We start from the raw sequence: 16923 nt of genomic DNA on the forward strand, positions 1-16923 counted from the left end.
ACAAAATCCAAAAATGAAAAGGATCGTTATAAAAAAACCGGAAAATGCGCCAACATTTCCCGGTAGAATAAATGCGATCAGTTAATTAACCAACCAACATTAAAAAAAACATTTTAAAAGTATGAAAAAACTATTGAACAGAATCAGGTTCGACGAGCCTTTTTTGAAATTCGATTTGAAAATGAAATTGACCACATTATTTATTTTAACCACTTTTACGGTTATGCAGGCGGGAGTAAGCTACTCGCAAAAGGCAAAAATGTCTTTTAATGCCAATAATATGACCGTTGCAAAAGTTATCGAAAAGCTTGAATATACTACTAATTATAGATTTGTTTACAATGTAAGATCTGTTGATTTAAACAGAACAATTAATGTTAATGAGAATAATGTTTCTATCGAAACGATCTTAAATACCATTTTTGGAAATACGGGTACAGACTATAAAGTTTCTGGAAACCATATTGTTTTGATGGCAAAAAAAGCGCCAGAAGAAAAAACAGTCGCAGCAGAAAAAGATTTTATCGTTAAGGGGCGTGTTACTGACGAAAAAGGGATGCCTTTAGTTGGTGCAGCTGTCGCTGATAATGGTTCAGGAAGAGGTGTAAATACTGATTTTAATGGTGAATACCAGATTATTGCCGTGAGCAGTGAAACTACTTTAGCTTTCTCTTATTTAGGATATGTGAGACAAGAAATAAAAGTGGAGGGTAGAAGCGTTATCAATGTTGTTTTAAAAGAAGATGTACAGGAATTGGAAGGAGTTGTTTTAAAGACAGGTTATCAAGAAATTACCGCAGAAAAAGCAACAGGATCTTTCTCGAACTTAAAAGCAACAGATTTTAAAGAACAGCGTTTAAGCGGTTTAGATAAAATTTTAGAAGGACGTATTGTTGGATATCAGGATGGAAAAATCCGTGGAACGACTTCTATGGCAACTGGTTCAGCAGTGCCTTTGTACGTTATTGATGGTTTTCCTGTTGAAAATACAAGATTAACTCCTTATGCTTCTATAGAAGAGAATCTTCCAAGTCTTAACTTAGAAGATATTGAGACGATTACAGTTTTAAAAGATGCGGCAGCTTCTTCTATTTATGGTGCCCGTGCTGCTAATGGAGTTATAGTAATTACTACTAAAAAAGCAAAAGCAGGTAAAACCAATATTTCGTTTTCAAGCAACTTGACAGTTACTCCTTATAGAAATTATACATCAAACCTTACTGACTCTGGAGATATTATTGATTTAGAAAGAGGATGGGCAGCTGGAAATCCTAATTTGAAAACGGCAAATTCAGCTACTTATGCGCAATCATTGCTAAATAATGCGGCATTTACAAGTTTAGGAATGCAGACTATTTTGAATGGTTATGCCGGAAAAACTTCAATGGCAGAAATGAACAGCCGTTTGGATGCCCTTGGTGCTCAAGGTTACAAATACTATGATGATATTGCCAAATATGCAAAACGTGATCAATATTTTCTACAGCACAATCTAAGTTTAGGAAAAGCAACTGAAACGAATACGTTTAATGCTTCTTTAACTTACAAAAGCAATCAGCTGGAAGATATCAATACTGAAAATGAAACAGTTGGTCTTAATTTGAAAAACTCAACACAAATTAACAATTGGCTGTCTTTGGATTTAGGAAGTTACACTAGTTTTGGAAAAGGAGATACGCAGAGTTATTTTGCTTCAGCACCTGGATTTAAATATCAGCCATACAATCAGTTGGTAAATAATGATGGAACAAATTTTGTTTCTACAGCTGCATCTCGTTATAATAATTTTACACTTCAGTCGATGCAGACTTATGGTCTTTACAACATGGACATAACTCCAATGGATGAGTTGGGAAGAAATGGTATTGAAAATAAAAATTTCTTGAACAGAACATACGCTAAGTTTAATGTAAAATTCAGTAAAGCATTTACATACAATGCCATGTTCCAATATGAATTTGCTTCAGATCGTGCAAGTCAGTTATATGGTAGAGATTCTTATTATGTAAGAAACAAAGTAAACGGTCTGGTTACAATTGCTAACAACAAAGCAGTTTATAATTTGCCTTACGGAGATATTATAAAAGAAACAAATCAGTTTTCTAATGCTTATAATTTCCGTCAACAGTTAAACTTCAATCAGACTTTTGCTGAAAAGCATGATTTTTCTGCTATAGCTGGTATGGAGATTCGTCATTCAAAACAAGAGTATAATGATAACACTCGTTATGGTTATGATGCACAAGCTTTATCTTTTACAAATATTAATCAAGCCGATTTATTAAAAGTATATGGAGCTGTTTTCGGTGGCTATATGTCTCAAAATGAATTTGCATTAGAAAAAGAATTGCAGAACCGCTATGTTTCAGTTTACTCAACAGGTGGATATACTTACGACAGAAGATATACGCTTTCTGGAAGTGTACGTTGGGATCGTTCTAATCTTTGGGGAACAGACAGTAAATATCAAAACAAACCTATTTGGTCTGTTGGTGCGGGCTGGAATATTAACAATGAATCATTTTTTGATGTGGATTGGGTAGATGCGCTTAAACTTCGCGGTTCTTATGGTATTGGAGGAAATATCGCTAAAGATACTGCGCCATATTTAACTGCTTTTTATAGTGCTAATCCTAATGTTGGAGGAACGCAGGGAAGTGTTGGCAGACGACCAAATCCTGAATTGTCTTGGGAAAAAACAACTACAACAAACATTGGTTTAGACTTTTCATTCTTTAAAAGCAGATTAAGCGGAACTTTAGATTTATATAATAAAAAAGGTCAGGATTTATTAGCTAGCAGTCAAGGAATTCCAACTGAAGGATTTGGATATTCAACTTACACGCTTAATAATGGAGAAATGACCAATAAAGGTATCGAAGTTAGTTTAAGAGGAACATTGGTAAAAACACCTTCATTCTCTTGGGATGCAGCTGTTTTGTATGCCTATAATAAAAACGTAGTAGATTATGTAAATGTAAAAGCTCCTGTGTATTATCTTCAATTAGATTATCCTATGTCATTTCCAAGAGTTGGAACAAGTTTTAACTCTATTTATGGATACAAATGGGCTGGGTTAAGTAATACAGGAGTTCCTCAAGTTTATGATGCTTCGGGAACAGCAGTAAAATACAATCCAGGACAGATAGATGCTATTAAAGATTTTGGATCGACAGTTCCTACACACAGCGGTTCTTTCCATACTTCTGCTAATTATAAAAACTTCTCACTTTCGGCTCTTTTCATTTATGAGTTAGGACATAAAGTAAGAAACACATTCCTCCCAATGTTGGCTAACAATTATAATAGTGCAATTGGAGGATATGTAACAGATATTACAGTAGTAAACAATCATATTGCAGATCGTTGGAAACAGCCAGGAGACGAAGCTTTTACAAATGTTCCAAGAGTTGTATATGAGTATGAATCAGAATTTAATTCAGAATCTCGTACTATTTATTCTTATGCAGATATCAATATTTTGGATGCTTCAAATGTAAGATTAAGCAACGTTTCATTGGCGTATCAAATGCCAAGTGCTATTATTAAGAAAGTAAAATTAGACGGAGTACGTTTCAATTTAAACGCAGAAAACGTATATACTTTTGCTAAAAGCAGAGATGCTAAGTATATGCTGGGCGGTTTTACCTCGCCAAGTTTTGTTATGGGCGTAAATGTTAATTTCTAATTTATAAAGACTAGACGATGAAAAATATATATAAAAAAGTTGCGTGCTTATTAGCTTTAGGATTGACTTTTGCATCTTGCGACGATTATTTGAGCGATGTTCCTAAAGGTGCAAAATCGCCAGAAACATTAGCAGATTATGAAGCCTTTTTGCGTGACGAATACAATACGAGATTAGATATTTTAGGAGCTTCACAATTATTAAATGACCAATTTATAACGGCAGCTACTTTAACCAGCAATAGATTGTATAATGCCAACTACATGTGGGATGAAAATGCAGATCGTATTGCGTTAAAAGTGTCAGATGAAACGGCTTATTATGGAACTTATGCTGGAATTGCGGCTTTTAATTTAATTATAGAGAATGCACTAACAGCAACTAAAGCGACGGAGCAAGAACAGAGAGTGGTTTGGGCGCAAGCAAAAATAATGCGTGCCATGAACTTTTTTTATGTGACTAATTTTTATGCAGATACTTATGTTGCTGCAACAGCTGCAACAAAATTATCAGTGCCATTAATTACGAGTGCCAATATTAATGCGCCAAGTAAGCAGGTTACGATTCAAGAAATGTATGATTTTATTTTGAATGACATTAAAGAGGCTTTGCCATATTTACCAAAGGTTGCTCAAACAGCATTGCATCCAAATTTAGGGGGAGCTTATGCATTTTATTCAAGAGTTTATCTGCAAATGAATAATTATACAGAGGCTTTAAAATATGCAGACTTAGCATTGGCAGAAAATAATCAATTGTATGACTGGGTTGCTTTTTATAATACAAATAAAGCCATTATAGATGTGCCTAATTCGTATACAACATCAGTATCGCCAATGGGCTATACATATAGTGAAAATTATTTTTTCAGACACGGTTCAAGCCGTTCTTTAGGCAGGGAAACAAGTATACCGGTAGAAAGAGCAGCACGTTTTGAAACAGGAGATTTACGTTTAAAGTCACGTTGGAAATTAAGAACAGTGGGTGCCGATACTTATTACTATTCCATATTATCAGGGATGTATAATTTTGCTGGAATCACAACTGTTGAGGTTTATTTAATCAAAGCAGAGTGTTTGGCGCGTGATAATAAAATCAGTGAGGCTTTGGCAATTTTAAATGCAGTTCGTAAAACTCGTATTCTTCCAGCTTCTTATCAGGATATTTCAACTACAGATAAAACAACCGCTTTGAATGCTATTTTCAGAACAAAAAATAACGAGCTTCTTAACACATTAACTCCTTATGCAGATGCTCGTCGTCTAAATGCAGAGGGTGTTTACAAATTTAGTTTAACAAAAGTAGCAAACGGAACTACTTACACGTTAAAATCAGATTCTCATTTATGGACTTCGCCTTTCCCGCAAGGAGCAGTGCAAAATCCAGGAAACGGAACAATTACACAAAACGTAGCTAAATAATAACTTTAAAAGCTTCCTGATTAGGAACTCCGAAAAGGAAGCTTTTTTAAAATATCAATCAAAAATGAATACAATTAAATATAAAATATTAGGATTGTGCATCTGTTTATTTGTTATTTCAAATAATGTTTTAGCACAAAAGAAAAAAGTAGCAGCTCCTGCAGCAACATCTTACACTATCGAGGGAACTATTACTGGTCTTACAGATGGAACAGCGGTAAAATTAATTCCTGGAGCAACACATTCATCAGAATTGCCGGTTGCCGAAACTACACTTAAAGAAGGTAAATTCACATTTACAGGAAAATTAAACGAGCCTCGTTTTTTCTTTATCGCATTTGGAAAAAATAAAGGTTACTTGAATTTATTAGTTGAAAATGCAAAAATAAAAGTTACGGCAGATGCCGAAGTTTCAAAAAACGAAGATGAAAGAATTACTTTTAAAAATCAAGTAACTACTGGTTCTAAATCAAATGATTATTATAAAAAAGAAACTGCTTTTAGAGACGAACTTGAAAAAGATTATGCTGCTTACCATACTGCAGAATCAAATGAACTAAGTAAATTAATCGGTGCAGCTAAACGTGATAAGAATACAAAAGCAGCAGATTCGCTTCAAAATCTTCCAGTTTGGAAAAAATTTGAAGCTGATGAAAAAGCATTTTTTACTAAAGTAGAAAAAACAACTTTAGATGTAATTACAAAGCATAAAGACTCTTGGTGGGGACCGTTTTTTATGATGACGCAATACAGCTATTTCACACCAGAGCAAAAACCAATCTATGAGCAATTTTCTGCAACAGCAAAGAAAAGTTATTATGGACAAGTTGTAGATAAAGATTTGAATCCGAAATCGTTAATAGGAACAAGTATTGCTAATTTCAATTTGAAAGATAAAGACGGAAAAGCATACAATGCAAAAGATATTGTGGCTGGTAAAAAATACATTTTAGTTGATTTTTGGGCTTCCTGGTGCGGACCATGTCGTAAAGAAATTCCAAATTTAAAAACAGCCTATGCAGAATATGGAGCAAAAGGATTTGAAATCTTAAGTATCTCAATCGACAAAGATGAAAAAGCTTGGCAGAAAGCACTGGGACAAGAAAATATGCAGTGGCACAATCTTTTAGATGATGATAAAGTAAGTAAATCATTCAATGTAAAAACAATTCCCGCAACTTATTTAGTAGACAGTAAAGGTGTAATTATCGGTGACAATTTAAGAGGTGCAGACTTAGAAGCGAAATTAAAAGAATTATTGAAATCATAATTCAGTTTTCAGTTATGGTTTTCAGTTACAGTCGAAAATTAAAACTGAAAACCTAAACTGAAATTAAAAAATAACAAACAAAAAAATATCAACATGAAAAGTACAATCTTAAAATCAGGCTTATCTGCTTTAGCGCTTATGACCGTACTTTCTTCTTGTTCAAAAAAAGAAGAAGGATTTACTATTAACGGTACTATTGCCGGATTAGATAAAGGAACTGTTTATCTGGAAAATACAGATGAAAAAGGAAACAAGAAAATCGCAGATTCTGCACAAATACAAAAAGACGGAACTTTTACTCTTACCGGAAAAGTTTCAGAACCTTTATTGCATACTATTAAATTAAAGGGAGAAGAATACGGTGCTTATTTTCTTTTATCTAATGAAGATATTAAAGTAGAAGCTAAAAAAGATTCTATTTACAAAGCAAAAGTAAGTGGAGCAACTCAAAATGATATTTACAGATCATACTACGATAACGAGTTCAAAAAAATACAAAACATCGCAGGTCCTATTTACAAATTATCAGATTCGTTAACACAGAACGGAAAAGTAAAATTAACGGCAGAACAACAAACTGCAATGGATAAAAAGTGGAAAGATCTTCAAACTTTAGCGGATGATTTGACTGATAAATTTATTAGAAAAAATAAAGATAAAATTGCTGGTGCTTTAGTAATTAGCGACAGAATTGTATCTTATGGAACACCAGAACAGGTAAAAACATATTATGCTATTTTAACTCCTGAAGTGCAAAAATCAGTTTACGGAAAACAGTTAAAAGAAGCAATTGATCTTAATGATAAAACTGCCGTAGGAGTTACCGCTCCAGAATTCTCGCAGACAGATGTAAACGGAAAAGTGGTAAAATTATCAGACTATAAAGGAAAATATGTTTTAGTAGATTTCTGGGCTTCTTGGTGTGGTCCTTGCCGTAAAGAAAACCCTAATGTGGTTTTAGCATATAAAACATATCACGATAAAGGATTTGATGTTTTAGGTGTTTCTTTGGATGATAAAAAGAACCTTTGGGAAAAAGCCATCGAAAAAGACGGATTAACGTGGACTCATGTTTCAGATTTAAAAGGATGGCAGAATGAAGCCGCTGTTTTATATGGCGTAAAAATGGTGCCAACCAACTACTTAATTGGACCTGACGGAAAAATCGTTGCCAAAAACCTTAGAGAAGCTGAACTTCAATCTAAACTGAAAGAAATTTTCAGTAAATCATAAATCCGTTCACAGTCTTAAGTATTTAGTGTTCAGTCTCGTTTCGGTCAAAGTTTTCAATTCTGGAGTTAGACTGAACACTAAATACTGAAAAACTGAACACTCTAATAATATCTCAATCACAAAAAATGAAAAAATACATCTTTCTGGGCTATTGCTCACTGGCTTTCTGCACCCTAATTTCAGCGCAGAATAAATCGGTTAATTTTAAGAAAATCAAAGAATTAGGTGGAATTGAAGAATATTTATACCAGCCAAATGGAATGAGCGTGCTTCTTTTACAAGATAATGCTTCACCAGTTGCCACGGTGCAGATTGTGTACCGAGTAGGGTCTAAACATGAAGTGTTAGGAAACACGGGATCAACTCACCTTTTAGAGCATTTAATGTTTAAAGGAACGCCGACTTTCAACAAAAAGAATGGAAATACAATTACTGATGTCCTTCAAAATACTGGAGCACAATTAAATGCCACAACTTGGTACGATCGTACTAATTATTTTGAAACACTGCCAAGTGATAAAATAGAATTAGCGCTTCAGATTGAAGCGGACAGAATGCGTAATTCTTTATTAACCAAAGAAGATAAAGAAGCTGAAATGACGGTAGTTCGCAACGAATTTGAACGCGGCGAAAACAATCCAAACAGTTTATTGGATAAGGAAATCTGGGCTTCGGCTTATATTGCGCATCCATACCACCATTCGACAATTGGATGGAAATCGGACATTGAAAAAGCACCGATTGAGGTTTTAAAGAATTTTTATAATACGTATTACTGGCCGGATAATGCTACTTTGACCATTATCGGAGATTTCAGAAAAGAAAATGTTTTTGAATTGATCGAAAAATATTTCGGAAAAATCACAAAAGCACCGCATGTAATGCCTCAGCCTTATACAGAAGAACCGCAGCAATATGGGCCTCGTAAAATTGTAGTTAGAAAACCTGGAGAACTGGGTGTAGTAAATAAAGCGTATAAAATCCCTGGTGCTCTGCACGAAGATCTTCCTGCTTTAGGGATTCTAGCGCAAATTATTGGTAATGGTCCATCGGCTATTTTGAACAAAACTTTCGTTGATACTCGTCTGGGAATTTATTCCTATGCAAGCGCAACGGAGTTTAAAGAAGTGGGATTGTTTACAATTGGGGTAGGATTTCCAACAAGTTCAAAACACGAAGATATCGATGCTAAAATCAGCGAGGTTGTGGCTAAAATCCAGAAAGAAGGTGTGACTCAAGATGAGGTAAATAGGGTAGTTGCAAAAATAAGCGCTCAAACTATTTTAGCACGTGATGGTTCTGGCGTTATTGCTTCAGCTTTGAACGAAGCTATTGCAGCTGGAGACTGGACAGATTATATAACCGGTGTTGACCGATTGAAAAAAGTAACTCCAGCAGATGTACTTCGTGTTGCCAATAAATATTTGGTTGAAGACCAGAGTACAACAGGTTATTTTATTCCAAAACAAGCAGGTTCACAGAAAAAAGAAACAGGACAGGCTGCTAATTTTATGCCAGAGAACGGACCGTTTTATTATAGACATTCAGAAGACGGACATATTCATGAAGAAAGTGAAGTAAAAGCTGTTTTAGCAGAACAAAAAAATAATGCTGCAATTACTTTTAATGATAAAGTAATTGAGAAATCGGCATCAGCTTATAAAAGAGAAAAGGTTGCAGGAATAGATGTAGTTTCAGTAAAAACTTCTGCTAAGGATTTTGTTACTGTTGCAGCGAGTATTTCATTAGGAAATTATGCGAGTGAAACTAAAAATAATAGTATTCCAGCTTTAACGGCTTCGATGCTGTCAAAAGGAACAACGCTGAATGACAAATTTAAGTTCTCAGAAAAACTTCAAAAATTAGGAGTTACTTTAAACGTAAACGCTTCTACATTTAAAATCAATATCGGATTTAAATGTCTGAAAAAAGATCTGGATCAAGTTGTGGCATTATTGGCAGAAGAGTTGAAAAATCCGTTGTTTGATGCTAAAGAATTCGAAAATTTAAAACAGCAGTTTATTGGGAATACACAGCAGAGTTTAAATGATCCTGGAGAAAGGGGCGGTATAGCTTTATCTCAAGCAATTTATCCCAAGACAAATCCGAATTATAGTTTAAATGTTGAAGATAATATTGCTAATATTAAAAATGCAACGCTTGATGAAGTAAAAGCGTTCCATAAAAAATATTTTGGGACTGCTTCTATGCGTCTTGTAATTGTGGGAGACACAGATGGAGCCAATTTAAATGCGTCACTAAAAAAATCATTCAAAAACTGGAACGGCGGCGTTTCAGAAAAGTTGAAATTTGAAGAAGCTTCAAAAGCAGCTTCAAAAACAGAAGTAGTTAGTATACCTGAAAAACCAAGTGCAGAATTATTCATCGGACAGTTTACAGGTTTAAAAAGGGCAGATGCTGATTATATTCCGTTCTTCATTGGAAATTATACTCTTGGTGCTGGTTTTGCAGGCCGTTTAATGCAGACAGTTCGTGACGTTGACGGTTTAACATATAGCATTTCTTCTGGTCTAGGGGGAAATATTGAAACGGGCGGTTACTGGTTTGTAAATGCTTCTTTCAACCCGAATTTATTCCAGAAAGGATTGGATGCGACTATGGTTCAGGTGGACAAATGGGTAAAAGACGGAATTACAGCTGAAGAGCTTGAGAACAAGAAAACCAATTTAATCGGAAGTTTTAAAGTTGGAATGTCCACGACAAACGGAATGGCAAGAACAATTTTAAGTTTCATGGAAAGAGGATTGGAGCCAAACTACATTGATCAGTATCCAAAAGACATTGAAAAAGCGACTTTACAGCAGGTAAACGATGCGATCAAAAAGTATGTAAAACTGGATAAAATGATTATTATCAAATCGGGTTCTCTTGACCAAAGCGGAAATCCGTTGAAATAGTGGTAAGTGTTCAGTTTTTTAGTGTTCAGTTTGTTCACCGTTAAAAGCTTTGTCAAAGTTTAACAGGACTGAACACTAAAAAACTGAACACTGAATACTAAAAAAAAGTCTTCCAAATACTTCATTTTAAAATCTGAATTAGTAAGCCATATTTTATAGGAAGACCTTCAAGAGCTGTCGGCAAGCAGCTCTTTTTTTTAATCAAACTCAAAAAAACAATGAAAAATAGTATCATTACATTATTGCTGTTCCTTTCAGTGAGTATGTCTGCCCAAATGTATAATCCTGTAAAATGGTCGACATCTGTAGAGAAAGTATCAGATAAAGAATATATTTTAAAAGCCAAAGCCGTGATACAATCCGGCTGGCATTTATACGGACAATATATTGAAGAAGGAGGTCCTTCAAGAACCGCTTTCGCTTTCAAAAACAGCAGTAAAAAGTTTGAACTTATCGGAAAAACAACAGAAGAAAAAGGACATGAGGTTGTTGATAAAATCTTCGATATGAAAATTAAGTATTTTGAAGATAAGGCGCTTTTTACACAGAAAATAAAACTGACTTCAGAAGGCGTTTCGAACATTGACGGAGAAGTAGAATTTATGGTCTGTGATGACAGCAACTGTTTACCGCCGACAACAGAAGAATTAGCCTTTAAAATTCCTGTAGAAAAGAAAACAGTGGCGGAAGAAACTCCAGCTGCGGAAAAAGATTCGGTAATTACTGAAGAAGTAACTTTGGTAAAAGCTGTTGATAAAACTGAAAAATCTGGAAAAACAGCAACGGCTGAAGTTCCAAAGAAAAATGAACAAAGAGGATTGCTAACTATCTTTATTTTAGCTTTTTTATCCGGTTTTGCGGCCTTATTAACACCTTGTGTTTTTCCAATGATCCCAATGACGGTTAGTTATTTTACAAAGCAGAGTAAAACCAAAGCGGCAGGAATTAGAAATGCGATGATTTACGGTTTTTCAATTGTAATCATTTACGTTTTACTAGGTTCCATTGTAACAGCCGTTTTTGGTGCCGATTCGTTAAATGCGCTTTCAACAAACGTCTGGTTCAACCTGATTTTCTTTGTTTTATTGGTAGTTTTTGCCTGTTCCTTTTTGGGCGCTTTCGAAATTATGCTTCCCAATGCATTAGCTAACAAAGTGGATTCGCAGGCTGATAGAGGAGGACTGATTGGGATTTTCTTTATGGCATTGGCTTTAGCCATTGTCTCTTTTTCTTGCACAGGACCCATTGTAGGAACTTTGTTGGTTGAAGCGGCTTCAAAAGGCGGAATCGCTCCAATTGTGGGAATGTTAGGATTTTCAATTGCTATTGCATTACCGTTTTCATTATTTGCCGCTTTTCCAGGCTGGCTAAATGCATTGCCAAAATCAGGAGGCTGGCTGAATACTGTGAAAGTGGTTTTAGGTTTTTTGGAATTAGCTTTAGCTTTCAAATTTTTATCCAATGCCGATTTAGTATTGCAATTGCATTGGTTAGAAAGAGAAACTTTCTTAGCGATTTGGATCGCGGTTTTTGGTATGTTGGCTTTTTACTTATTCGGAAAAATTACACTGCCACATGATTCACCTTTAAATCATATTTCTGTCGGGAGATTAGGTTTTGGACTCATCGTTTTAAGTTTTACTATTTATTTAATTCCGGGACTTTGGGGCGCACCCTTAAAATTAATCAGCGGATTTCCTCCTCCAATGCAGTACAGCGAATCTCCAAATGGATTGGGTGTCTCTAGTAATTCGGAGTTGAAAATAACGGCTTCGCTGCCAGAAGGAGCAGAACACGGTCCGCAGAACATTATCACTTTTCATGATTATGAGAAAGGGATGGAATATGCAAAAAAAGAAGGAAAACCTGTTTTATTGGATTTCACAGGATACGCCTGTGTAAACTGCCGAAAAATGGAAGAATTGGTTTGGTCTGATCCTAAAGTTTTAGGAGTTTTAAACAACGATGTGGTGCTAATTTCACTTTATGTAGATGATAAAAAAGAATTGCCAGAAAACGAACAGTATGTTTCTGAAACTACTGGAAAAAAAATCAAAACCATCGGAAACAAATGGAGTGATTTACAGATTAAAACTTACAAGGCAAACGCACAGCCATTTTATGTAATTGTAGATCACAGCAGTAATTCTTTGACAGAAACTTCAGCTTATAATCCAGATATAACCGAATATTACAACTGGCTACAAAGCGGGATTAAAAACTTTAAAAAATAAACCATTTTAAGAAATGATAGACGAAATGGATACTATTTTGAAAACAAAACCAAGTAAATTGGAGAACTATTTTTCTGAATTCAGAGAAAATACGATAGGAGTTAATCATAGATTTGAGTCGATTTACGGACAACAGCATTTACTATACGCCGATTGGATTGCCAGCGGAAGATTGTATTTTCCAATTGAAGATATTATGCTGCGAAAAATTGGTCCGATGATTGCCAATACACATTCTTTTTCCAGCCAGACAGGAAAAGCCTCGACTTACGCTTATCAATATGCAAGACAATTGATTAAGAAGCATGTAAATGCATCAGAAACAGATTGTTTGGTAGCAACAGGAACTGGAATGACGGCGGCTTTAAATAAACTGCAGCGTATTATGGGACTGCGTTCTGAGGATAATATTTACAGCGTTAAACTCAATTATGATGAGGAAAGACCTGTAGTTTTTATCACACATATGGAACATCATTCCAATCAAGTGCCGTGGTACGAAACCATTGCCGACGTTGTTGTGCTGCCTTGCGGCCAAAACAATTTGGTTGATCCAAAAATTCTATCGAAAGAACTGAAAAAATATGCTGATAGACGACTTAAAATTGGTTCGTTTACCGCTTGTTCCAATGTAACAGGAATTATTACGCCTTATCATGAACTGGCAAAAGTAATGCATCAAAATGGAGGATATTGCTTTGTTGATTTTGCGGCTTCAGCACCTTATGTAAAAATTGATATGCATCCAAAAGATCCAGAACAGCAATTGGATGCCATTTTCTTTTCGCCTCATAAATTTTTGGGAGGGCCTGGAACCTGTGGTATTTTGGTTTTCAATGAAAAACTATATCAATCTAATTTTCCAGATAATCCGGGTGGGGGAAATGTAAAATGCACCAATCCGTGGGGAGAATATCATTACAGTGATGCTATTGAAGTGAAAGAAGATGGCGGAACCCCAGGTTTTCTGCAGGTCATGAGAACGGCTCTATGTTTGGAATTAAAAGACAAAATGGGGGTCGAAAAAATGAAAAATAGAGAAACAGAACTCCTGCACCTTTGTTTTTCTGAATTACAGAAAATAAAAGGTTTAACTATTTTAGGAGATTTAGAAACCGAAAGAATCGGCTGTGTTTCATTTACCGTCGAAAATATTCATTACAATTTGATGGTAAGACTTTTAAATGACAGATTCGGAATTCAGGTTCGCGGAGGCTGGTCTTGTGCGAGTACTTATGCTCATTTTTTATTGGATATTGATGAAGAAAAATCGGCAGCAATTACAAACGGAATTCTTCAGAAAAACTTAACTGAAAAACCAGGTTGGGTAAGGGTTTCACTTCATCCAACCATGAAAAACGAGGAGCTTTTATTTATCTGTAATGCAGTTGAACAGATTGTTTTAAATATTGAAGAATGGCAGAAAGCCTATCAATACAATCCTGTAACCAATGAGTTTGATCATCTTTTGATAAAAGAAACTATTGAAGAGAATGTGAAAGAGTGGTTTTCGTTAGATTAAAAACAAAAAAATAAACCTCCAAAGTCAGTTGATTTTGGAGGTTCTTTTTTTATTACAGTTTTAAATCATAACGTTCCTCATTAAACGTTTTTCCCCATTCCGTTACTTCTTCAGATGAGGTAAGTTCAAAACCGGCCAGTTTATACATTCCAAGTGCTTTATTTTGAAGATTGGTTGTAAGAAGGAATACATTCTTAAATTTCTTCTCTCGACAAAAAGCTACTGCATCAGTTAAGAGTTTTTTGCCGATTCCAAGTCCTCTAAAAGCAGGATCAAGTAAAAACCATCTCAGTTGCGCTTCATTTTCTGGCTGATGCTGAATTGCTACGCATCCTACAATTTTGTTATTGTATTCTGCCATCCAGATTCGGTCATTTTCGGGGTCATAATTTTCTAAGAAATGATAAAAAGTCTTGATTACATATTTTTCAAAATCAGTAGAAAAATTAGATTCGTTTTCATAAATATAACCATGAAGATAAATGATGTATCCAATATCGCCAGGATTAATGTTATGACGATACGAAATTTCATGACGTTCTATTTTATTTTCTGTCAAAAGATTTCTAACCTTTTGCATAGAACTGACTAACATTTCTTTTTCAGTAAAATTCAGTTTTTCAATTTTATTCTCGATTAGCTTTTCAGATTTATCATTTAAAGCACTTAATAAATCATTCCCTGAATTACTCAGTTTGATATTAAAAGCTCTTTTGTCTTCGTTGGATGAAATCCTAGTGATTAAATTTTCTTTTAAAAAACGTTTCAGGATTCTACTGAGATAACCTTTGTCTAGATTTAAAATATCAGTTAATTTTTGAGCAGTTATGATTTCGCTTTCGCTGATTTCGTATAGGATACGAACTTCTGTTAAAGAATAATCACTGTCCAAATAATGCTTATTTAAGATATCTAAATGTGCAGTATAAAAGCGGTTGAAACTTCTAATTTTTGAAGTTGACATATTCATGGTTATAATGATATTGTATTATAGAGGCAAATATATGAAAATTTAGTTGCTTTTGTCAACTAATTAGATGTTTTAAGAAGTTAAAGGCTTTATTTAGTAAGAAAAACAATTGTAAACTAAAAAAAAAAGCTGATAAGACTCATATAATCAAATATTTATAATATATTTAACATCTGAAATGTGGGAATTGTGTAAAATTTGTACATAATTTTGCAAAGTCAAAGAGGAGAACAACGATTTTGTTTTTTTGACATGGAACCCAAATCTGTTTTTTAACTTTAATTATAGCCTGCTTATGAGAATATTTTTTGTAGCACTGCTTTTTTCTCTTAGTTCGTTTACAACCTACAACCTAACGGACAGAAAAGAAATATTAAATGAAATTGAATTCGCAAGACTTACAGAACATGTAAGTGAAGTAAAAACTTTTGTAGCTTCGAATCGTGGTTACAGCAAGAAAATTGCTTTTCTGGTTGATATGAAAATCAAATCTGGAAAAAATCGTTTTTTTGTTTACGATCTTGTAAATGAAAAAATTATCGATCAAGGACTTGTTGCACATGGTTCTGGATCTGAAACTGGTATTAAAGGAGATATTTTACAGTTCAGTAATCTGCCAAATTCTAATTGTACTTCCCTAGGCCGTTATGGTGTGGAAAAAGCATACAAAGGCGTTTTTGGTAAAGCTTACAGACTAAGCGGAATGGATGAAACAAATAATAATGCTCAAAAAAGAGCTATCGTTCTTCACTGTTACAAAGAAGTTCCAGATGATGAAAAAGAATATTACATCATTAACAGTCACGGTTGCCCAATGGTAAGCGAAGCATTCTTTAAAAGACTTGACAAGTTTATTGAGGGTTCAGATTCTAAAATCATGCTTTCTGTTTATTACTAGAAATAAAAAAATATAAGAGAGAGATTCTCATCATGAAAACAAGAGCCTTTTTGGGCTCTTGTTTTTTTTTGTCCAATATGTTTCTGCTAAAACATAGGCTGTTAATTAGAGTAAAATCTTTTTTTTATTTGTTTTTAGTCTTTAAAAAAGAATTTTTCTGCTTACCTTGTATAGTCCAAAATCAAATCTTATGACTTCAAGAAAGCTTTTTCTTCTATTTTTTATATCCATTTTGTCTTCCTGCGGTAATAAAAAAGAACAGGAACTCATTCTTCGTGAAAATGCACTTTTAGAACGCGAAAAACAATTTCAAGATAAAGAAGCAGAATATGATAAGCTCTTAAAATTCAAAGATAGCCTGCTGTCTGTTTCTAAATTTAAAGACACCGTTTCTCAAACAAAAGAATGGCCAGATGGCCTTAGAATCAAATGGAATAGTAAAATGATCTGTAGAGAATCGAACTGCAGTAATTACGTTATTGGCGACCAACGCAGTGAAGTTTGGGAATTTATATCTGATTCTGTTGGGATGTACACCAATGTTTTAAGTAATAATGAAATTAAACGTGTTTTTACGGGACAGTATTTAGAAAACAAAATAGTTCTTGATTCGGCTAAAGAAACTTCTGCTAAAAACAAAATTAAAGTAAGCGTAGTGCTTGACGATATTAAAAAAAATATCATAAAAGGCACGCAGACTATAACTGGCCAGGATAACTGTACAGCAAAATTCTCAGTTGAACTTACTCCATCTAATAAAAAGTAATTT

10 protein-coding genes are annotated in these 16923 nt (G+C 34.3%); 9 read left to right on the forward strand and 1 reads right to left on the reverse strand.

Annotated features, from left to right (window positions below; translation table 11 throughout):
- The first annotated feature begins 121 nt into the window (after positions 1-121).
- The 7 genes from P2W65_RS10990 to P2W65_RS11020 all read left to right on the forward strand — a co-directional run bounded on the left by P2W65_RS10990 (position 122) and on the right by P2W65_RS11020 (position 14286).
- On the forward strand, positions 122-3688 hold the full coding sequence (locus P2W65_RS10990) for a SusC/RagA family TonB-linked outer membrane protein (RefSeq protein WP_289665532.1): 3567 nt from the start codon (positions 122-124) through the stop codon (positions 3686-3688).
- A gap of 17 nt (positions 3689-3705) precedes the next feature.
- Positions 3706-5109 carry a RagB/SusD family nutrient uptake outer membrane protein gene (locus tag P2W65_RS10995; protein ID WP_289665533.1) on the forward strand — a complete coding sequence of 468 codons (1404 nt, stop codon included), beginning with the start codon at positions 3706-3708 and terminating at the stop codon, positions 5107-5109.
- A gap of 64 nt (positions 5110-5173) precedes the next feature.
- Positions 5174-6379, forward strand: coding sequence for a TlpA disulfide reductase family protein (locus tag P2W65_RS11000; RefSeq protein WP_289665534.1), 1206 nt, complete (start codon positions 5174-5176; stop codon positions 6377-6379).
- Positions 6380-6472: 93 nt separating this feature from the next.
- On the forward strand, positions 6473-7612 hold the full coding sequence (locus P2W65_RS11005; protein WP_289665535.1) for a TlpA disulfide reductase family protein: 1140 nt from the start codon (positions 6473-6475) through the stop codon (positions 7610-7612).
- 125 nt (positions 7613-7737) lie between these two features.
- Complete coding sequence (locus tag P2W65_RS11010; RefSeq protein ID WP_289665536.1) at positions 7738-10530, forward strand: M16 family metallopeptidase; 2793 nt, start codon at positions 7738-7740, stop codon at positions 10528-10530.
- A gap of 218 nt (positions 10531-10748) precedes the next feature.
- A complete protein-coding gene (locus tag P2W65_RS11015) occupies positions 10749-12764 on the forward strand; it encodes a protein-disulfide reductase DsbD family protein (protein ID WP_289665537.1) in 2016 nt (671 codons plus the stop codon).
- A 13-nt stretch (positions 12765-12777) separates the two neighbouring features.
- Positions 12778-14286 (forward strand): aminotransferase class V-fold PLP-dependent enzyme, encoded by a 1509-nt coding sequence (locus P2W65_RS11020; protein WP_289665538.1) that lies wholly within the window; start codon positions 12778-12780, stop codon positions 14284-14286.
- Positions 14287-14338: 52 nt separating this feature from the next.
- Here the strand turns inward: P2W65_RS11020 and P2W65_RS11025 are convergent, their stop codons facing one another.
- Positions 14339-15250 (reverse strand): bifunctional helix-turn-helix transcriptional regulator/GNAT family N-acetyltransferase, encoded by a 912-nt coding sequence (locus P2W65_RS11025; RefSeq protein WP_289665539.1) that lies wholly within the window; start codon positions 15248-15250, stop codon positions 14339-14341.
- 301 nt (positions 15251-15551) lie between these two features.
- Here P2W65_RS11025 and P2W65_RS11030 point away from each other — a divergent pair, with 301 nt between their 5' ends.
- Entirely contained in the window at positions 15552-16154 is a 603-nt protein-coding gene (locus P2W65_RS11030) for a murein L,D-transpeptidase catalytic domain-containing protein (RefSeq protein ID WP_289665540.1), read from the forward strand.
- Positions 16155-16344: 190 nt separating this feature from the next.
- A complete protein-coding gene (locus P2W65_RS11035) occupies positions 16345-16920 on the forward strand; it encodes a hypothetical protein (RefSeq protein WP_289665541.1) in 576 nt (191 codons plus the stop codon).
- Positions 16921-16923: the final 3 nt, after the last annotated feature.

It is taken from the genome of Flavobacterium panacagri, from assembly GCF_030378165.1.
In the GTDB taxonomy this organism is placed as follows: Bacteria; Bacteroidota; Bacteroidia; order Flavobacteriales; family Flavobacteriaceae; genus Flavobacterium; species Flavobacterium panacagri.